Here is an 18603-nt window from a genome sequence, read left to right on the forward strand (position 1 = left end):
AGCCCACTGGAGGATGCTGGAGGTTCACGATCGCTGGTCTAGACGAGGCTCCGACTGTCGCTGCATACATAGACCCCACGACCAGCATTCGCACGCACAAGATTCGCATGCCGACTTCCGGACCGCGATGGTCTCGCGAAGCTCCGCGAAGTGGCCGGCAGACCGCTAGACGCCGCCGGCCCCTGGCGGGACAGCGGAACGACGCTCGATGACCAACAGCGACGAATGGGGCGACGCCTGCGAAGAACGTGACCTCCCCCGGAAGGGCCGGCCCGCTGACAACGCGCCGCGGCGCGTGCGCGGAGGCCGGACTGAAACCGGAGGGCCGAACACCCATCTCGCCGTGTTGCCAACCGGATCGAACTGGTGTACGGTTAGTGGTACGCCGTACCGGCGACGAGGCCTCGCATCCAGCGCTGGTCGAAACCGGACGGACAGACGCACCACGGTTAGTAATTGCCCCACCCGAGAGCGTGGATGGGCCCCCGGCGTCGCCGCGTAGATCAGTTCATCGATCATCACGCTGCGCGAAGGGAGGCCCCCGTGATGAACAGTCAACACCCCATCACCGACAGCCTCGCCGTGCTGCACGCCGCACTCGACCAGGTCGGGGTCGCCCAAGCCTGGGCACTACCGCCCGAGGCCAAGAAGCAGGTCCTGCGCGACCTCGCCCGCGCCGAAGCCCGCGTGACCGCGATGAAGCTGCAGGTCCTCGCCCTCTCCGCCGACCTGGCCGAGGAATCCGGCGACAAGGACGCCGGATCCTGGCTGGCCCGCGACCAACGCCTCGAACGCCGCAACGCCCGCCTCGACGACAAACTCGCCAGCGCCCTCGACACCCGCTGGCACCACCTCACCGACGCCTTTACCGCCGGCGTCGTGAATCTCGACCAGGTCCGGGTCATCGCCCGCGCACTCGACGAGCTCGTCGAGGGCGACGACGACCTCGACCCCGAACTGGTGCAGCGCGCCGAACGCACCCTGGTCGACCATGCGGCGAAGTTCGGACCGTACGAGCTGCGCATCCTCGGGCGCCGGATCCTCGAACACCTCGACCCCCATGGCACCCAGGCCCGCGACGAACGCCGCCTACGCGACGCCGAAGCGCACGCCAACAAGACCCAACGCCTGTCCTGGCGATCGCTCGGTGACGGCACCACCCGCCTCACCGGGGTGATCGGTGACGACGTCGCCCACCGCCTCGAAACCATCCTCAACGCCTTCGCCCAACCCCGCAAACAAGCAGCCGCCGCCGACGGCAAGCTGATCCCCCGCCCCCGGCTCATGGCACTCGCGTTCCGCGACCTCCTCGAACGCCTCGACCCCACCCGCATCCCCGACCACGGCGGAGACGCCACCACCGTCATCGTCACCATCACCCTCCACGAGCTGCGTGAAGGACTCGGCAAAGCCGGGCTCGGGTTCGACCCCGACGGCGACGACACCCACATCACCCCCGAGCACGCCCGCCGCCTGGCCTGCCAGGCACAGATCATCCCCGCGGTCCTCGGCGAAGCCGGCGAGATCCTCGACCTCGGCCGCGCCAGCCGCCTCCACACCCCCGCAATGCGCAAAGCCATCCGGCTCCGCGACAAAACCTGCCGCGCCGACGGCTGCGACATCCCCGCCACCTGGTGCGAAATCCACCACCTCATCCCGTGGAGCGAGGGCGGCAAGACGTCGGTCAAGGACGGCGTCGCGCTCTGCAGCCACCACCACCACATCGTTCACGACCCCGCGTTCGACCACGAGCGACATCCCGACGGCAGCTTCAGGTTCTATCGACGCAGATAGGTCTCGACAAGCTCGACCAACGAGCAGGAGCTCGACCTACGAGCAGGAGCTCGACCTACGGGCAGAGCTCGACCAACGAGCGCGTGCTCGAACATTCACATCGGCGGGGGCGGCAGGGATCAGACCTGCCCGGCACCCTCGACGATCAGCAGCACGGCGAAGACGGCGAAGGCCGCCGCGGCGCCGTACTTGATGACGTTCTCAGGCAGCCGCTTGCCCAGCACGGCGCCGGCCACGATCGCCAGGGCATCGGCGGCGACCATGCCGACGGTGCTGCCGATCCAGACGCCGAACCAGTTCTCGGTGGTGGCCAAGGTGATCGTCGCGAGCATGGTCTTGTCGCCGAGCTCGGCGAGGAAGAACGCCACGCCCACGGCGAGGAGCGCCTTGCCGGTGCTGCGCTTGGCCTTCTCGGCCTCGTCCTCGGTGAGCTCGTCGCCGCGCAGCGTCCACAGGGCGAAGCCGATGAACGCGATGCCGGCGCCGATCGAGATCCAGCCCTGGTAGTCGGAGAACGCCTCGCCGATCCAGAAGCCGATGCCGACCGAGGCGAGGTGGACCACCGCCGTCGCGGCGGTGATGCCGATGAGTACGTCGCGGGTCCGGTAGCGGGTGGCGAAGGTCATCGCCATCAGCTGGGACTTGTCGCCGAGCTCCGCGATGAAGATCACCACGGTGCTGAGCAGAAGAGCTGAGAGCACGAGCCGCGACTCTACGCCGGGCGCCGGCGCCGAGACGAGGCGGGCGAATTCCTCGGATCCGTGGTAGCCCCGCCGATGGGGGTGCTGTCACACGAGATCCGGTCTGTGCTCACCGGTCCTCTCGGGAGATGAACCCGACTGGTCTGTGCGCGCACGCCGCTGGACGCAAGGGAAGTTCTCTCCATGGATCGTCGACGAGTCCTCCTCATCGTCGCCGCAGCCATCGCCGCGGTCGGGACCCTGCTGGTGTTCCTCTACGTCCGCAGCGTCGACGAACGCGCCAACGAGCAGTTCGACGCCGTCTCGGTCCTGCGGGCCGTGGACGTGATCGCCGCCGGCGAGTCGATCGAAGCGGCGCAAGCGGCCGGCAAGCTCGAGATGGGGACCGTGAGCCGCAACGCGGTCCTCGACGGTGCCCGGACCAACACCGACGGGATGACCGGCTCGGTGGCGCTCACCACGATCTACCCGGGCGAGCAGATCCTCGACAGCCGGTTCGGCACCGCCGCCGCCACCGAGGTCCTCACCATCCCCGAGGGGATGATGGCGATCTCGGTCAACCTGTCCGACCCCGCCCGCGTCGCCGGCTTCGTCAACCCTGGCGCGGAGGTCTCGATCTTCCTCACCGCGCAGAACGGACCCCAGGGCGCCTACACGCGGATGCTCCTGCCGCGGGTCACCGTCATCGGTGTCGGCACCACCTCGGTCGTCCCGACTACGACCACCGATGGGTCCGGCGGCCAGACCACCGAGCAGCTCCCCCGCACCCTGCTGACCCTCGCGCTGACGCAGAAGCAGGCCGAGAAGGTGCTCTTCGGCTCCACATCCGGCGAGCTCGCCTTCGGTCTGCTGACCGAGGACTCCGAGGTCACCCCCGGCCCGGGCGTCGACGTGCGCAACCTCTTCTGACCCTCCCGAGGACGTGATCTGATGCCTGTCGTCGTCAACGCCGACACCCCGCTGCCGCCGGGGGTGGCCGCGGCCCTCCCCCCGCGCACCCCCACCCTCGCCACCGCCGCGGAGCTGTCCGCCCACATGGACACCCACAGCAACGTGCACGCCGTGGTGTTCGGGCCCGCCGTACCCCTCGACGAGGCGACCGACTTCGCCGACAGCATCCGGATCCGCCGACCCGATATCTCCGTGATCGTCGTGCGCGAGGGCGTCGACCCCGACGTGCTGAGTGCGTGCATGGACGCCGGCGTACGCGACGTGGTGGACACCGCGAAGCCCGAACGGCTCGCCGCGGCCGTCGACCGCGCCCAGCAGGTCTGGTCCGCGATCCACGGCGTGGAGGCGTCGACCTCCCCGCAGCGCGGTCAGCAGGTCACGGTCTTCTCCCCCAAAGGCGGCGTCGGCAAGACCACGACCGCGGTCAACCTGGCGCTCGCGCTGTCCGACGGCGGCCGTCGCCGCGTCTGCCTGGTCGACCTCGACCTCGCCTTCGGCGACGTCGCCATCACCCTGCAGCTGTTCCCCCACCACACGATCTACGAGGCGGTCCCGGTCGAGGACCACCTCGACTTCGAGATGCTGGAGAACCTGCTGACCCGCCACGAGGACTCCCTCATGGTGTTGGCGGCGCCGACCCAGCCCGACGCCAAGGACCGGATCCGCGCGAGCCTCGTGGGCCGGGTGCTGCGGACGCTGAAGGACAACTTCGACTACGTCGTCGTCGATACCGCGCCGAGCTTCGAGGAGCACGTGCTGCAGGCCTTCGACGAGACCGACGAGTGCGTCCTGGTCGCCACGCTCGATGTTCCGACGCTGAAGAACGTCAAGATCGCGATGGAGACCCTCGACCTGCTGCAGGTTGCGCCGGGTCATCGCTGGCTCGTGCTCAACCGGGCCGATGCCGAGGTGGGCCTGAGCGTCGACAAGGTCGAGTCCATCCTCGGCCTGCCAGTCACGGTCAGCCTGCCGACCGCGGTGGAGGTCGCCAGCGCCACCAACTCCGGGCGACCGATCCTGCTCTCCCACCCCGGCCACCCGGTGAGCAAGGAGCTGAAGACGTTCGCCGACCGCCTCGTCGGCGCGCCCACCGTCGACGCTGACGCGCCTGCAGCGGCTGCCGACACCAAGCCCCGTCGATTCGCCCGTTCCCGGAGGTAGTCACCGTGAGCACCCTCAGCGAGCGCCTCGCGGCCGCGCAGCGCCCCCAAGCCCCGGACCCCGAGCCCGCGCTCTCCACCACAGCCGGCAAGCGCCGCGCGCCCGTGCCCCCGGACAGCGACCGGTTCGAGGAGCTCAAGAGCGGCGTACACAAGGAGCTGCTCCAGCAGCTCGGACCGCAGCTGTACGACGCCGACATGCCGCAGTCGGAGCTCGACGACCGGGTGCGCAACGCGCTCAGCGACGTGATGGGCCGGTCCAACCAGCCGCTGACCGCCGCCGACCGTGGGCGCATCACCCAGGAGATCATCGACGACATCCTGGGCTACGGCCCGATCGAGCCCTTCCTGCGCGACCCGGACCTCACCGAGGTCATGGTCAACGGCCACGCCGACATCTGGATCGAGCGCGCTGGCCGGCTGGAGCGGGTCGATGCGCGCTTCAACGACGAGGCACACCTGCGCCGCACGATCGACAAGATCGTCTCCCGCATCGGACGCCGCGTCGACGAGTCGAGCCCCATGGTTGACGCACGTCTGCCCGACGGCAGCCGCGTCAACGCGGTCGTGCCGCCGCTGGCCATCGACGGCTCGGCGCTGACGATCCGGAAGTTCTCCGCCGACCCGCTGACCGCGGACGACCTGATCTCCTTCGGGTCGCTCTCGCAGCGCACGGCCGACTTCCTGGAGGCCTGCGTGCGGGGACGGCTCAACGTCATCGTCTCCGGCAGCACCGGTGCCGGAAAGACGACGACGCTCAACGTCTTGTCGTCGTTCATTCCCCACGACGAGCGCATCGTGACGATCGAGGACGCCGCCGAGCTGCAGTTGCACCAGGAGCACGTGGTGCGCCTGGAGTCGCGCCCGGCCAACATCGAGGGCAAGGGCGCGGTCACCATCCGCGACCTGGTCCGCAACTCACTGCGCATGCGGCCCGACCGCATCGTCATCGGTGAGGTCCGCGACGCTTCCGCGCTCGACCTGCTGCAGGCCATGAACACCGGTCACGACGGGTCGCTCGCGACGCTGCACTCCAACGGTCCGCGCGACACCCTGTCGCGGCTGGAGACGATGGTGCTGATGGCCGGCATGGACCTGCCCATCCGCGCGATCCGCGAGCAGGTCGCCTCGGCCGTGGACCTAATCGTCCACCAGACCCGCTTCCGCGACGGCAGCCGCCACATCACCCACATCACCGAGGTGGAGCGGATGGAGGGCGACATCATCACGCTGCAGGACGTCTTCGTCTATGACCACGGCGCGGGCTTCGACGCCGAGGGACGCTCCCTCGGCCGTCTGCGCGGCACCGGCCTGCGGCCGAAGTTCCTCGACAAGCTGGCGCAATACAACGTCACCGTCGACCCGATGATCTTCGCGACGGACCCACGATGATGCTGCGCCACCTCGCCTCCCTCCTCCTGCTCCTCGCCCTGCTCGGCGCGGGAGCGGCGTACGCCGTACCCACACCGGGGCTGGCGATCGACCACGTCGAGCCCGGCGACGACACCGTGCGCGTGCTCGTGTCCGTGCCTGCTGGGGTCGAGGTCGACCCCGCGACGGTGACGGTCAGCCTCGACGGCCAGGAGCTCGCCGCCACCGCGGAGCAGACCGACACCGGCGTCAGCGTCGAGCGCACCACGGTGCTGGCCATCGACACCAGCAACAGCATGCGCGGCGCACGCTTCGCCGCCGCCAAGCAGGCCGCGTCCGCGTTCCTGTCGACCGTGCCCGACGACGTGCGCGTCGGGGTTGTGTCGTACGCCGGCGAGGTCGTCGTCGCGCAGGAGCCCACGCTCGACCGGGACGCTACACAGGCGGTGCTGGACGGCCTGACGCTGAGCCAGGGCACGTTGCTCTACGACGGCATCACCGCAGCGCTCGAGGCCGCTGGCACGGAGGGACAGCGCACTGTGCTCGTCCTTTCCGACGGCCGCGACACCTCCGCGACCACGGTCGAGGACGCCGTGGCGAGCATCGGCGCCACGGACGCCACGGTCGACGTGATCGCGCTGCAGCAACGCCCCGGAGCCGTCGCCGTCCTGCGCTCGTTGGCGGAGGCCGGCAACGGCGAGGTGCTGGAGGCACCGACGCCGGCCAGCCTGACCACGTTCTTCGCCGCGGCCTCGCGCGACCTGGCCCGCCAGGTCGAGGTGCGCGCGACCCTGCCCGCGGACGCCAGCCGCGAGGGCGACCTCAGCGTCACCCTCGACGGTCCGGACGGCGAGCTGAGCGCGCGTGCGTTCGCCCAGGTGCGTACCGAGACCGCGGAAGCCGAGGCCGCTCCGGCACCTGCCCCGGCGGCACCCGCCCCTGCGGCGAGCGGTGGGCAGATCCCGCAGCCGCTGATGCTCGGTGCGCTCGTCGCGGTGGGCGTCGCGCTCGCCTTCCTCATCTATGCCGCCGTCGCCGGGGGCACGGAGGGCAGGCGGCGCGAGGACCTCGACGACCAGATCGCGGCGTACGGCGCGGAGGGGACGGCTGCCACGGGGGCCGACCGCACCCCCGCGCGGTCCGCCGCAGCGTCACTGGCCCCGGCGAACGTCTTCTCCCATGCCAAGGACGCCACGGCCCAGGCACTGGCCGGCAACCGCACCCTCGAGGCGCGGATCGCCGACCGGCTCGAGGGCGCGGCTATCGGGCTGAAGCCCGCCGAATGGGTGCTCCTGCACGGCGGCATCGCCGTGGGGGCGGCGATGCTCGGGTTGCTGCTCGGCTCCGGCAGCCCGGTGCTGCTCGTGCTCTTCGGCGTGCTCGGGGTGATCCTGCCCTGGACCTACCTCGGCATCCGCCGCTCGCGGCGCCGCAAGGCGTTCGAGGCGGGTCTCGCCGACACCCTGCAGCTGATGGCGGGAAGCCTCCAGGCCGGCCTCTCGCTGACGCAGTCGGTCGACACCATCGTCAAGGAAGGTGCGGAGCCGATCGCCGGCGAGTTCCGGCGGGTGCTGGTGGAGAACCGCCTCGGCGTGAACCTCGAGGACGCGCTCGACGAGGTCGCCGTACGCATGGAGAGCAAGGACTTCGCGTGGGTCGTCATGGCCGTGCGAATCCAGCGCGAGGTCGGCGGCAACCTGGCCGAGCTGCTGCTGACGGTCGCGGCGACGCTGCGGGAGCGGGAGTACCTGCGCCGCCACGTCTCCGCACTGTCCGCGGAGGGCCGGCTGTCGGCATGGATCCTCGGCGGCCTGCCGCCCGGCTTCCTGGTCTACCTCGTCGCCGTGCGCGGTGACTACGTCAGGCCGCTCTTCACCGACCCGCGCGGCTGGGTGATGCTCGGGCTCGCCGCCGTCCTGCTGGGCGTGGGGACCTTCTGGATGTCGCGCGTGATCAAGGTGGAGGTGTGAGATGACACTGCTGCTCGTCGCAGGCGTCGCCTGCGTCTTCACTGCCCTGCTGCTCGGCCTGATCGCGGCCGGTGCGCTCACCCGCGAGACGCCCGGCGTCAACCGCTCGCTCGCCGTGATGGAGGCCCTCACCTCCGCGCCCGAGGCCATGCGCGAGCAGGAGCTCGACCAGCCCTTCCGTCAGCGGGTCGTCGACCCCCTGCTTGGTCGCGCGCTCACGGCCGGGCGGCGCCTGACGCCCGCGGACTACAACATCAAGCTCCGCGAGAAGCTCGAGCGCGCCGGCAACCCGGGTGGCTGGACGATCGACCGGGTCGTGGCCTTGAAGGTCATCGGGTTCGTTGCCGCGCTGGTGATCAGCCTGCTGCTCTCACTGATGCTCGGTCTCGGCTTCGGTCCGACGCTCGGGTTCGTGGTCATCGCGTCCCTGGCCGGCTTCAACGCGCCGAACCTCTATCTCTACCAGCGCGCCTACGACCGCGATGCCGAGCTGCGCAAGGGCCTGGCCGACTCCATCGACCTGCTCACGATCTCGGTGGAGTCCGGGCTCGGCTTCGACGCGGCCCTGTCGTACGTCGCCCGCAACACCGAGGGTCCGCTGAGCGAGGAGTTCGCCCGGGTGCTGCAGGAGATGCAGATCGGCCGCGGACGCACGGAAGCACTGCGCTCGCTGGCGGACCGGACGACGCTGCCGGAGCTGCGCTCGTTCGTCTCGGCGATGGTGCAGGCCGACTCGTTCGGCATCCCGATCGGCCAGGTCTTGCGCGTGCAGTCGACCGAGATCCGCACGAAGCGACGCCAGTGGGCAGAGGAGCAGGCGCAGAAGGTGCCGGTGAAGATCCTCGTGCCGCTGATCTTCTGCATCCTGCCGTGCCTGTTCATCGCCGTGCTCGGGCCGGCCGTGATCAGCGTGATGGACAGCTTCTCGGGACGCATGTGACCGAGATGTGACCCACGCGCGCGTGGTTCGGGTGATGATGGGCACGTCATGAACGTGCAGCGCATCACCGCCGCGGCGCGAGCCTTCGGCCTCGCCCTGATGCTGGGCCTCGCCCTGCTCACCCCCGGGGCGGGGGTCTTCCAGACCCTGATCCTGGGTACGGCGCTGGCCGCGGCGGGGCTCATGCTCGAGGCCGCACCGCAGCTGCGCTCGCGGATCGTCGCGCTCGGCGAGGGCACGGGCGCGGCGCTGCTGGTGGGCTCGACCATGGTCAACGCCGACACGATGCTGCCCTACCTGGCGGCCATGGCGTTCGTCGCCGGCGTGCACGGCGGCTGGCGCTGGTCGATCGCAACCGTGGTCAGCGAGGCGGCCGCGCTGCTGCTCATGACCTCGATCGCCGGCACGGTCGGTGAGGCGGCGTTCTGGCGCTCCGCCATCACCTGGATCGCCGTGGGGGCCGGGCTCGGTGTGGTCGGTGCCCAGCTGCGCGCTCAGGCCAAGGTCCACGGCCAGGTCGACGCGTCGTACCGCGATGCCCGCGCCCTGCTCGCGCAGCTGCGCGACCTGTCCTCCCGCCTCACCGACGGCCTCGACCCGATCTCGGTCACCGACCGGATCATGGGCAAGGCGACCGACCGGCTCGACGCGTTGCACTGCGCCGTGATCATCCGCGGCGATGCCGACTCCGCTCCCCTGCCGCTGTCGTTCTCCTCGCGTGAGGCCTCGGAGGCCCTGACCGACATCGACTCGCTCGTGCGGCGGTGCATCAAGACCGGCAACATGGTCAACCGCGGGCGCCGGCAGGCGCTGCCGCTGCGCGCCGACGACCGCGTGGTCGGGGTGCTGGTCGTCGACTGCGAGGAGCCACCGGCCGGGCACGCGGTCGCCGCGGTGGTGCGAGAGCTCGCGCCCGAGGCGCTACGGCTGGACACGGCGCTGCTCTTCGACAGCGTGCGCAGCGAGGCGACCGCAGAGGAGCGTCAGCGGCTCGCGCGCGAGGTGCACGACGGGATCGCGCAGGACGTCGCCTCGCTCGGCTACCTGGTCGACGACCTGCTCTTCGCCGAGGACGAGGACGAGCGCATCGAACGGATCCGCGAGCTGCGCGGTGAGCTGACCCGGGTCGTGGCAGAGCTGCGGCTCTCGGTCTTCGACCTGCGCAACCGGGTGGAGTCGACCGAGGGGTTGGGCTCCGCGCTGTCGGCCTTCGCCCGCCAGATCGGCTCGCGCTCGGACCTCACCGTGCACCTGACCCTCGACGAGGCGCCGCATCGCCTTCGCCCCGACGTGGAGCAGGAGCTGCTGCGCATCGCGCAGGAGGCGATGAACAACGCCCGCAAGCACTCCGGCGGTCACAACCTCTGGGTGCGGTGCACGGTCTACCCGCCGTACGCCGAGATCGTCGTCCGCGACGACGGCCACGGGCTCGGCGAGGGACGTGCCGACTCCCACGGCCTGCGGATCATGCAGGAGCGCGCCGCACGCATCGGCGCCGACCTCGAGCTCAGCGACGGAGGCCAGATGCGGGGTACGACGTTGAGTGTCCGCCTCGACGCATCGCACGACCACCCCTACAGTCAGCCGCAAGCGGCCGGATCGGTCACGGTTCTCCGCCCCGAGCACGAGGAGGTCTCTTGACGACGAAGGTTGTGCTCATCGATGACCACGAACTGATCCGCCAGGGTCTGGCCCGGTCCTTCGAGCGGGCGGACGGGCTCACCGTGGTGGCCCAGGCCGGCACCGTGCAGGGTGGTCTGCGCGCGGTCGAGGACACGAAGCCAGACGTGGTCGTCACCGACCTGCGCCTGCCCGACGGAAGCGGCCTCGACATCGTCCGCGAGCTGCGCGGGAAGCGGAAGGACCTCGGGCTGGTCGTCCTCACCATGTATTCCGGCGACGAGCAGATCTTCGCCGCCCTCGACGCCGGCGCCTCCGCCTTCGTCGGCAAGGACGCCCCCGCCCACGACGTCGTCTCCGCCGCTCGGCACGCCGCAGTCTCGCCCGCCTCGTTCACCTGTGCCGGCCTCCCTGACGCCATGATCCGCCGGATGAACTCCCCCACCCCGCAGCTGTCGGACCGCGAGCGCCAGGTCCTCGACCTGCTCGCCGAGGGTCTCAACACCACCGCCATCGCCACCAAGCTCTTCATCAGCGAGTCCACGGCAAAGACCCACATCGCGAAGATCTACGACAAGCTCGGCGCCGCCAACCGCGCCCAGGCCCTCGTCACTGCCATGCGCATGGGGATGCTGACCGAGCTCCAGCAGTGACTCGTTGATCGAGTGCCGGTTGAGGCGATAGCCGAGACCCCCCTGGCTGATCGAGTGCCGGTCGAGGCGATAGCCGAGACCGGTGTATCGAGATCCGAGCCCCCCGGGCTCGTCGAGTGCCCCGAGCGAAGTGAGGGGTGTATCGAGACCACGCCCCACCCACCCCGCGCGGTCTCGATACACCGGCTCGGGTAGCCCCTCGCCGGCACTCGACCAACGCCGCTCAACCGATCGGCGTCCGCGCATAGCCCGAATGGACTACGCGCCTTTCGTGCGATCGCCGGTCAGGTCGGGAGGTCATCCGCCGAATTGTGAAGTGTCGGCCGCGGGAGGTCGGCGGCCATCCACACCTCCGGGAGAGGACCCCTGATCATGCTGAACTTCATCGAAGCCTTCTTCATCTCCACCTTCGGCGCTCGCAAGGACGACGAGCGCGGCGCCTCCGCCGTCGAGTACGGTCTCCTTATCGCGGGCATCGCTGCAGTCATCGTCGCCACCGTGTTCTTCCTCGGGGACTTCATCACTGGGATTTTCGACGACACCTGCAACAAGGTGGCTGGCGGCAAGGGCGCGGCGGGGACCGGCGGCTGCGACAAGACGCCCTGAGTCACGTCTTGCTGGCGGAACACCCGGAGACTCCACGCTTCGTGTGAGCTAGGAACAGCTGCGCAATAACGCCGACCCTCGTCCAGGAGAGATCTTGGGCGGGGGGCGGCGTCGTCTCCGGGGCAATTGCTTCGCCAGCAGCATCGCGACCGCGTCGTCCGTGCAGCGCGTCGATGACAGCACGGCGAACCGCACCCACCGACCGTCCCTCCACCACCACACCCCCGGCAGCCCGAATCGCCTCGGGCGCGCCGCCGGAGTCACCTCCGACAACCGGCAGCCCACAGGCGGCCGCCTCGAGGAACACGATCCCGAACGCCTCGGGTTCGAGCCCGAACAACCGCGTGCGACACGGCATCGCGAAGGCGTCGCCCGCGTCGGTCCAGGCCGGCATCTGGTCGCTCGGCACGGAGCCGGCAAACACCACCGCATCCCGTACGCCGTACTCCCACGCCAGCCGCTCGAGTCGGTTGCGGTCGGGACCGTCCCCGACCAACAGCAGGACGGCTCCCGGGACCTGGGCACGGATCTGCGGCCAGGCACGGATGAGCATGTCCTGGCCCTTGCGGCGGACCATCCGGGCGGTGCACACAAGGACGGGCACGTCGGGTGCGAGCCCGAGCTGCTCGCGGATCTCGCGGCCGCCGCAGTTCGGCTGGAAGGCGTCGAGGTCGACCCCGGGCGAGAGCTGTGCCATCCGCCCACGCGCCGCTGGTGAGAGCGCGGGTGCGATGCGGTCGCGGCACCACTCGCTGACATAGGTCATCACGTCGACGTGATCGCCGATGCGGCGCAGCAGCTGCCGCGCGCCCGGCACCCGCGCCCACCACACCTCGTGCCCGTGGGTGATCGCGACGATCCGCTCCGCGCCCGCCTTGCGCAGCGCTCCCCCGAGCAGTCCGAGCGGCGCGGCCGCTCCGAAGACGACCCGGTCGCAGCCCTCCTCCCGCAGCACGCGCTTCACCCGTCGCGCGACCGCCGGCGTCGGCAGCAACGTGCTGGTGGGGTCGCGGTGCACCGGGAAGGGCAGGGTCGCGTCGTACTCCCGGTCGCCCGGCATCGACGCGGTGTAGACCACGACCTCGGAGGGGTCCATCTGCAGGCACAGCTGCAGGACGAAGGTCTCGATGCCGCCGCGGCGGGTCGGGAAGTCGTTGGTCACGACCAGCACTCGACCCACGCTCTTCACTCCTTCTGAGACGCCGCCGACCCGTCGGTCGCCGGGTCGAACTCCCACGCTAGCCCCAGCGCCTCGAGCAGCCCGATCCGCTGCAGCGCCGTCGGGTGGCTGGAGAACGCCCAGCGGCTCCAGGCGGGCGGCTCCGGGTCGGCCAACGACCTCGTCGAGAGCTCGTGCTGCATCGCCACGAACGCATCCGTCGCCCCCGTCACCTCGAGCGACGTCACGTCGGCGCGAGCCTCGATCGCGCGGCTGATGCCGTTCTCGACCGGGCTCGCCGCGAACGACCCGACCGCGAACGCGAACAGCACCAACGCCACGACGGCCGGGTCCCCGGGTCCCTCGACCCGCGCCCGCCGCCGTACCCCCGGCGCCAGCAGCACCGCCGCCAGCAGACCACTCGCCGCCAGCGCGCCGAGCGCCCCGAGCGAGGTGCCGAGCAGCACGTCGTCGTGCAGCGCATGGGCGAGCTCGTGCGCGATGACCACCTCGGCCTGCTCCTCGGTGAGCCCGTCGAGGAGCGTGTCATAGACGACCACCCGCCGGGTGTCGCCGAACCCGGACACGTAGGCGTTGAGCGTGGTCGTGCGACGCGAGGCGTCCGCGACCAGCACGTCGTCGATCTCGACACCCTCGCGATCGGCGATCTCGAGGATCGAGGCGCGCAACGGGGAGTCGGGCATCGTGGAGAAGTCGTTGAAGACCGGCTCGATCAGCACGGGATAGAGGAACGACCCGATCAGCACGAGCACACCGGCCCCGAGCGCGACCAGCAACGGCCACAGCCGACGGAACGCCCGCGCCAGCCCGACGAGCGCGAGCAGTGCCAGCGTGGTTGCGACGAGGTCGACGCCGTACCCCCGCGCGACGTCCGTCGCCCACCCACCCCAGCTCTGGGTGCTGAGCCCGTAGTCGAGGTTGCGCTGCCTGATCACCGCGGAGACCGGCAGCACGACGAGGCGGCCGATGGCCAGCACGATCGCCGTACCCAGCACCACGCGCACCGGCCACGGTCCCCCACCGCGCCGCGCCAACGACTGCCCCCGCCGCGACAGCGCGAGCCAGCCGGCGACCGCCAGCGACACTGCAGTCGCCACCCAGCCGAGGACGCGGCGCACGCCGGCGTACTCCTCGGCGCGGGCGACCTGCTCGGCGGTGAACAGCGCCGATGGGTCAGCCGCCTCGACGCGCACGCCGGGCACCCAGCCCCACGGCACCCACCACCAGGCCGCGACGATGAAGGCGAGGCCCCCGACCGCGGTGACCACCCAGGCGATCCGCCGGGCGGAGCGGTCCTCAGGAGACACGGCCTCGTTCGATCCCTGCGAGCCGGGCCAGGTGGGCTCGCCAGTCCTGGACGAACGCCCGCTTGGTCGTGCGCAGCTCCGAGCGGAACGCCCGCTCCAGCGACATCCCGTCGTCGAGGGCGTCGGCGAAGCGCAGCAGGCGTCGCTCGCCGTAGGTCTGCGCGATCAGCCGGCAGGCGAGCCAGGCCGACTCGTACGTCGCACCCAGCCCCTGGCGGCGGGCGTCGAAGTCCTCCTCCGTCGGAAGCCGACGCGGCAGGCCCTGGTCGCGGACCTTGTCGAGGAAGCGGGCGGCAGACCGCCGGGCGGGCACCCCACCGTCACGCAGCGCGACGTAGTCGGCGACCCCCTCGACGACCCACAGCGGCGCCGGCGTCCGCGTCGCACCTCGCGCCACGTGCACGGCCTCATGCGTGAGCACGACCTGTGCGGCACGCGGGCCGAGTCCGCCCCAGACCGGCGGGTTGAGCAGGACGTACGCCGCCTCGGACTCCGCCTGCACGCCGACGGGCCGCGTGGTCACGGCGGCGATGCCGGCGTAGCTGCCCGGCGCCGCGTCGAGCGCGTTCTCGGTCGTGGCTTGGTTGACGGGCAGCTCGACGACGAGTCGGCCCTTCCACCCCGGCAGCACCGCATCGACCTGGCGGAGCGCACGCTTGCTCTGCGCGACGAGGTTCTTCGCGGCAGCCGCCGCGGGAGCGAGGACGGTGACCCGACCTTCCCGGCGCACCCGCAGCGGTTCGTTCCACCACGCGGGCGCGGCGCCGACCTTCTCGCCCTCGACGGCCGTCGCACCGCTGCCTGCGAAGCGCGGCCCGTCGGCGGTCTCGACGATCCGCAGCGCGGTCTCGAAGCGCAGTGGCCCGCGTCCCGGCACCTCCGCGGAGAACTCCGCGTGCCCGACCCAGGTCCGGGCGTCGTGCGTGCGGAGGGACGGATCGTCGGTGACGAACCGGCCGTTCCATCCTTGGATGCCCAGCGCGCGACTGGCCTCGGCGATCCCCCGCAGCTGGTCGCGGGCGCGGTTGTCACCGGGCGCGGCGAGCCGGTCGATGTCGGCACCCTCGGTGCCGATCGCAGAGACGAGCGCCTGCACGACCGCCGTGCCCTGCGCCGAACGCGTCGCGGTCTTGTCCGGCCCGCCGGTGGCCGCCGTCGAGAGTGACGCGGGGGTGGCGGGGTCGACGACGGGGTCGTCGCCGCTGAGCCGCCACACCACCACCGGGACGGCGACGAGCGCGAGCACCACGGCGATCGCGATGGCAGCGCGACGCAGCCGCGCCGTGCGCAGCTCAGGGTCCGACGTCATCGGCGACCGCGGGCTGGGTCAGCCCGGCCGTCCGGCGCCGGCGATCGGCATGGAGGAGACCCCCGCGATCCGTACGCCGGTGGAGGGGTTCGCCGCGTCGACGATCTGACCGTTGCCGATGTAGATGGCGACGTGGCTGACGGGGCTGTAGTAGAAGACCAAGTCGCCCGGCTGCAACTGCGAGGTGGAGATCGGCGTCGTCGCGCCCATCTGCGCGCTCGAGGAGTGCGGAAGGGCGACTCCCGCGGCAGCCCAGGCTGACATCGTCAGCCCGGAGCAGTCGAAGGAGCTCGGGCCGGCAGCGCCGTAGACGTAGGACTTGCCGACCTGCGCGAGCGCGAACTGGACCGCGGCCTTGGCGCGACCCGAGACCGGGACGTCCTTGATCGTGATCGGGGCGCGCTCCGCGGAACGGCTCGCCGGTCCGATCGTGAGCGCTGCGGCGCGGGCCTCGAGGGTGTCGAGCAGGTCCTCGGCCTCGGCCGCCTTCTCGTCGACCGCAGCCTTCTCCGCCGCGAGCGTCTTCTCCAGCTTCTTCAGCGCTGCGAGCTCGCCCTCCGTGGCCTTGCGGCGTACGTCGAGCTGGCGCAGCTGCACCGTGAACTCGGCCATCATCTGGCTGCGCTGGTCGTTGAAGGTCGAGACGGCCGAAAGGTCCTCGAGGAACGCGTCGGGGTCCTCGGAGAGCACCATCCGCGAGGTGGTGGAGAGCGCCTGGCCCTGGAAGTCGCGCACGAGGGACGAGGCGACCGCGTCGCGCAGGCCGTCGACCTTCTCCTGCTGGCGCGCGAGGTCGGCGCGCAGGCTGCGCAGCCGCTTCTGGGCGCTGGTCCGTGCGACCCGGGCGTCGTTGTAGCGCTCGGAGGCCTCCGACGCCTGCTTGTAGAGCGTCTCGACCTTGACCCGGACGTCGTCGACGTCGGGCTCGGCGAAGCCGGGCAGGGGGTTGACCAGGGCGAGCGTCACCGTCATGGCGACACCACCGATCACAGCAGCCGCGCGCGTGCGCTTCCGTGCGGGGGACACGTCGGGGGGATCTCCGTACGTTTCGGGGGGTGCAACAGGGGGCACGCACCAGAGGGCCCGGGGAAGTGGCACAACAGGAGCGTGAAAGGTTCGTGAACCGCGCCCTACCCTAAGCCGGGCCCCCACCCCCGGCAAACGCGCCCCTCCCGGTCAGTGGGCAAAAATCGCGTCCCTCTGGTCACATCTGCACCATCAGCCCCACTGGTCCCAGCATCGCCGGTCAGGCGCTCTCGCTCTCCGGTCCCGCCACCGCCGTGACCAGCCGCAGCGGCGGCACCAGCCCCGACCCGGCGAGCACGTCGAGCGCCGCGCGCTCGTCGTCGTCGAAGCCCACGGCCGGGGGTGGTCCGAGCAGCACGCTCACCACGCAGTCCGAGCAGGCCGGTCCACGGACCAGACAGCTGTCACAGTCGATGCGCACGTTCATCGCCACCTCCAGGGGGCGTCGGGGGAAGTCGGTCGAGCTGACGTCCCAGACCCTGGCAGGTGGCACCGACAGTCAGCCCCAGTCAGCCCCAGTCAGCCCGCAGTCAGCCCGCACTCAGCCTCGGGCGAGCAGCCCGACCAGCGCGGCGGCCTCCACGACCCGCGCCCCCGAGCGGCGGACGTCGGCAGCCAGCGCGAGGTCGGAGGTGACCACGAGGACGGCCCGTCCGGGCGGCTCGACGGCCACGAGGTCGCGGATGACATCGTCGGCGATCACCCCCACGGGGCTGAACAGCACGCGCACCCCGCGGGGCGGGTTCAACGTCGGCCGCGAGGTCGAGTCCGCGGCGTCGAAGACCACCGTGGTCTCGGCACCGTGACGCGCGACCACGCCGGCCATGCCGGACAGCAGGAGGTCGCGCTGCGCGGCCAGCGGCTGCACCGGCCACGCGGTCTTCGAGACGTTGTAGCCGTCCACGATGAGGCGCACCCGCGGCAGCGCGAGCAGGGCCGCGAGGTCCCCGGGCTGCTCGACCGCGCTGACCCCCGTCGTACGCCCTTCATCCACGCTGCCGACGACCTCGGCCTCCCAGCGCTCACCGGGCGTCGCCTCGACGGCCGGCAGCGCGAGCTCGCGACGCAGGCCCTGCGCGGCGTCGATCAGGGAGTCGAGCAGCAGCCGGGCCCGGGCGGACTCGGTCTGGCGTTCCGTCCGCTCGGTACGCCGCGACGCGGCCACCGCCTGCTCCAGCTCGGCGACGCGCGCCCGCAGCCGGCGGATCTCCGCCGCTGCGTCCGCAGCGCCTGCCGCCGCCTCGGCCCGGACCGTCTCGACCTGCTGCGCGTACGACGTCGCGGCCTCCTCGGCCTGGCGAACGCGCTGCCGCACCTCTCCCAGCTTGCGGCGCAGGTCGGCGTTCTCCTGCTTCAGCTCTCCGGTGCGGGCGCGATGCTCCTCGCGGGCTGTGCGCAGCTCCGCGACCGACTCGTCCCACCGCGCCTGCAGGCGCTGAGCCTCGGTCTCCGCGCGCGTGACCACGAGCTCCTGCTGCTGCTCCCCCAGCGCCGTCAGCGCACGTGCCATGGCGTCCTGCCAACCCTCCGGGCGCACCAGCCACAGGAGCGCGGCGGCGTCCGCCGGAGCGACCGCCGTGAGGTCGACCGGCTCGCCGGCCGCCAGCGGCTTCTCCAGCAGGTTGAGCTCGTCGGGATGGCTCGCGCGCACCTGCACAGCGAGCCGTTCGCGGAACTCCTCGTCGCTCGCCGCGACGGTGAGCACCTGCAGCCCGGCCAGCTTGGCCCGTCGCGAGGGCGCGAAGACTGCCACCCGTCGCAGCGCGACCGGCACGTGGGCGGCCGGCATGTCGCCCAGCGCCTCCGCGGCGATCGTCGCGGCGCGGGCACGCACGGCGTCGGTGAGCACTGCTACCTCGCCGGGACTCGGGACCGAGGCCTCCATGCGCTCACCTCCCCAGGTCTTCGCCGCCCTCCAGCGTAGTGGGCACCCCGCAGATCCGACCCGGGCTTGACGCGATCTAGCGGGTCACGCGCGCGCCGCCGCCCGACTGTCGGTGCCGCGTCCTACGGTC

16 protein-coding genes are annotated in these 18603 nt (G+C 71.3%); 9 read left to right on the forward strand and 7 right to left on the reverse strand.

Annotated elements, in window-relative coordinates; translation table 11 throughout:
- Window positions 1-546: 546 nt before the first annotated feature.
- The gene (locus J2S59_RS16835) at window positions 547-1794 is read left to right on the forward strand and encodes an HNH endonuclease signature motif containing protein (RefSeq protein ID WP_306825312.1); all 1248 of its coding nucleotides are present in this window, start codon (window positions 547-549) and stop codon (window positions 1792-1794) included.
- Window positions 1795-1913: 119 nt separating this feature from the next.
- On the opposite strand, the gene J2S59_RS16840 is transcribed toward J2S59_RS16835, so the two are convergent.
- Window positions 1914-2495, reverse strand: a complete 582-nt coding sequence (locus tag J2S59_RS16840; protein WP_068124528.1) for a TMEM165/GDT1 family protein — start codon at window positions 2493-2495, stop codon at window positions 1914-1916.
- A gap of 183 nt (window positions 2496-2678) precedes the next feature.
- On the opposite strand from J2S59_RS16840, the gene cpaB reads away from it, so the two are divergent.
- The 8 genes from cpaB to J2S59_RS16880 all read left to right on the forward strand — a co-directional run bounded on the left by cpaB (window position 2679) and on the right by J2S59_RS16880 (window position 11766).
- Window positions 2679-3404 (forward strand): Flp pilus assembly protein CpaB, encoded by a 726-nt coding sequence (gene cpaB, locus J2S59_RS16845; protein ID WP_068124525.1) that lies wholly within the window; start codon window positions 2679-2681, stop codon window positions 3402-3404.
- A 21-nt stretch (window positions 3405-3425) separates the two neighbouring features.
- The gene (locus J2S59_RS16850; RefSeq protein ID WP_306825313.1) at window positions 3426-4607 is read left to right on the forward strand and encodes a CpaE/TadZ family protein; all 1182 of its coding nucleotides are present in this window, start codon (window positions 3426-3428) and stop codon (window positions 4605-4607) included.
- Between the two features lie 5 nt (window positions 4608-4612).
- Window positions 4613-5998, forward strand: a complete 1386-nt coding sequence (locus J2S59_RS16855; RefSeq protein WP_068120205.1) for a TadA family conjugal transfer-associated ATPase — start codon at window positions 4613-4615, stop codon at window positions 5996-5998.
- Window positions 5995-7947 (forward strand): type II secretion system F family protein, encoded by a 1953-nt coding sequence (locus tag J2S59_RS16860; RefSeq protein ID WP_068120203.1) that lies wholly within the window; start codon window positions 5995-5997, stop codon window positions 7945-7947. Before J2S59_RS16855 ends, J2S59_RS16860 begins: the two co-directional genes overlap by 4 nt.
- Before the next feature lies 1 nt (window position 7948).
- Window positions 7949-8887 carry a type II secretion system F family protein gene (locus tag J2S59_RS16865; RefSeq protein WP_068120201.1) on the forward strand — a complete coding sequence of 313 codons (939 nt, stop codon included), beginning with the start codon at window positions 7949-7951 and terminating at the stop codon, window positions 8885-8887.
- Window positions 8888-8935: 48 nt separating this feature from the next.
- On the forward strand, window positions 8936-10528 hold the full coding sequence (locus J2S59_RS16870; protein WP_068120199.1) for a sensor histidine kinase: 1593 nt from the start codon (window positions 8936-8938) through the stop codon (window positions 10526-10528).
- The gene (locus J2S59_RS16875; protein ID WP_068120197.1) at window positions 10525-11160 is read left to right on the forward strand and encodes a response regulator transcription factor; all 636 of its coding nucleotides are present in this window, start codon (window positions 10525-10527) and stop codon (window positions 11158-11160) included. The genes J2S59_RS16870 and J2S59_RS16875 overlap by 4 nt, the downstream gene beginning before the upstream one ends.
- Before the next feature lie 372 nt (window positions 11161-11532).
- Window positions 11533-11766, forward strand: coding sequence for a Flp family type IVb pilin (locus J2S59_RS16880; protein WP_068120196.1), 234 nt, complete (start codon window positions 11533-11535; stop codon window positions 11764-11766).
- Window position 11767: 1 nt separating this feature from the next.
- On the opposite strand, the gene J2S59_RS16885 is transcribed toward J2S59_RS16880, so the two are convergent.
- From J2S59_RS16885 to J2S59_RS16910, 6 genes are all read right to left on the reverse strand, one after another.
- Window positions 11768-12946 carry a glycosyltransferase family 4 protein gene (locus J2S59_RS16885; protein WP_246360266.1) on the reverse strand — a complete coding sequence of 393 codons (1179 nt, stop codon included), beginning with the start codon at window positions 12944-12946 and terminating at the stop codon, window positions 11768-11770.
- 5 nt (window positions 12947-12951) lie between these two features.
- Window positions 12952-14253, reverse strand: coding sequence for a M48 family metallopeptidase (locus tag J2S59_RS16890; RefSeq protein ID WP_306825314.1), 1302 nt, complete (start codon window positions 14251-14253; stop codon window positions 12952-12954).
- A complete protein-coding gene (locus J2S59_RS16895) occupies window positions 14243-15562 on the reverse strand; it encodes a basic secretory protein-like protein (RefSeq protein WP_306825315.1) in 1320 nt (439 codons plus the stop codon). The genes J2S59_RS16890 and J2S59_RS16895 overlap by 11 nt, the downstream gene beginning before the upstream one ends.
- Before the next feature lie 18 nt (window positions 15563-15580).
- Window positions 15581-16588, reverse strand: coding sequence for a C40 family peptidase (locus J2S59_RS16900; RefSeq protein ID WP_181641857.1), 1008 nt, complete (start codon window positions 16586-16588; stop codon window positions 15581-15583).
- Between the two features lie 220 nt (window positions 16589-16808).
- Window positions 16809-17015 (reverse strand): hypothetical protein, encoded by a 207-nt coding sequence (locus tag J2S59_RS16905; RefSeq protein WP_370871503.1) that lies wholly within the window; start codon window positions 17013-17015, stop codon window positions 16809-16811.
- A 114-nt stretch (window positions 17016-17129) separates the two neighbouring features.
- On the reverse strand, window positions 17130-18473 hold the full coding sequence (locus J2S59_RS16910; RefSeq protein WP_306825316.1) for an NYN domain-containing protein: 1344 nt from the start codon (window positions 18471-18473) through the stop codon (window positions 17130-17132).
- Window positions 18474-18603 lie beyond the last annotated feature (130 nt).

The sequence above is a fragment of the Nocardioides massiliensis genome (genome assembly GCF_030811215.1).
In the GTDB taxonomy this organism is placed as follows: domain Bacteria; phylum Actinomycetota; class Actinomycetes; order Propionibacteriales; family Nocardioidaceae; genus Nocardioides_A; species Nocardioides_A massiliensis.

Excerpts from the sequence above, each read along its gene's own strand:
- J2S59_RS16835 (WP_306825312.1), top strand. The coding sequence starts at position 547 with ATGAACAGTCAACACCCCATCACCGACAGCCTCGCCGTGCTGCACGCC.
- cpaB (WP_068124525.1), top strand. The coding sequence starts at position 2,679 with ATGGATCGTCGACGAGTCCTCCTCATCGTCGCCGCAGCCATCGCCGCG.
- J2S59_RS16850 (WP_306825313.1), top strand. The coding sequence starts at position 3,426 with ATGCCTGTCGTCGTCAACGCCGACACCCCGCTGCCGCCGGGGGTGGCC.
- J2S59_RS16860 (WP_068120203.1), top strand. The coding sequence starts at position 5,995 with ATGATGCTGCGCCACCTCGCCTCCCTCCTCCTGCTCCTCGCCCTGCTC.
- J2S59_RS16865 (WP_068120201.1), top strand. The coding sequence starts at position 7,949 with ATGACACTGCTGCTCGTCGCAGGCGTCGCCTGCGTCTTCACTGCCCTG.
- J2S59_RS16870 (WP_068120199.1), top strand. The coding sequence starts at position 8,936 with ATGAACGTGCAGCGCATCACCGCCGCGGCGCGAGCCTTCGGCCTCGCC.
- J2S59_RS16880 (WP_068120196.1), top strand. The coding sequence starts at position 11,533 with ATGCTGAACTTCATCGAAGCCTTCTTCATCTCCACCTTCGGCGCTCGC.
- J2S59_RS16895 (WP_306825315.1), bottom strand. The coding sequence starts at position 15,562 with ATGACGTCGGACCCTGAGCTGCGCACGGCGCGGCTGCGTCGCGCTGCC.
- J2S59_RS16905 (WP_370871503.1), bottom strand. The coding sequence starts at position 17,015 with ATGAACGTGCGCATCGACTGTGACAGCTGTCTGGTCCGTGGACCGGCC.
- J2S59_RS16910 (WP_306825316.1), bottom strand. The coding sequence starts at position 18,473 with ATGGAGGCCTCGGTCCCGAGTCCCGGCGAGGTAGCAGTGCTCACCGAC.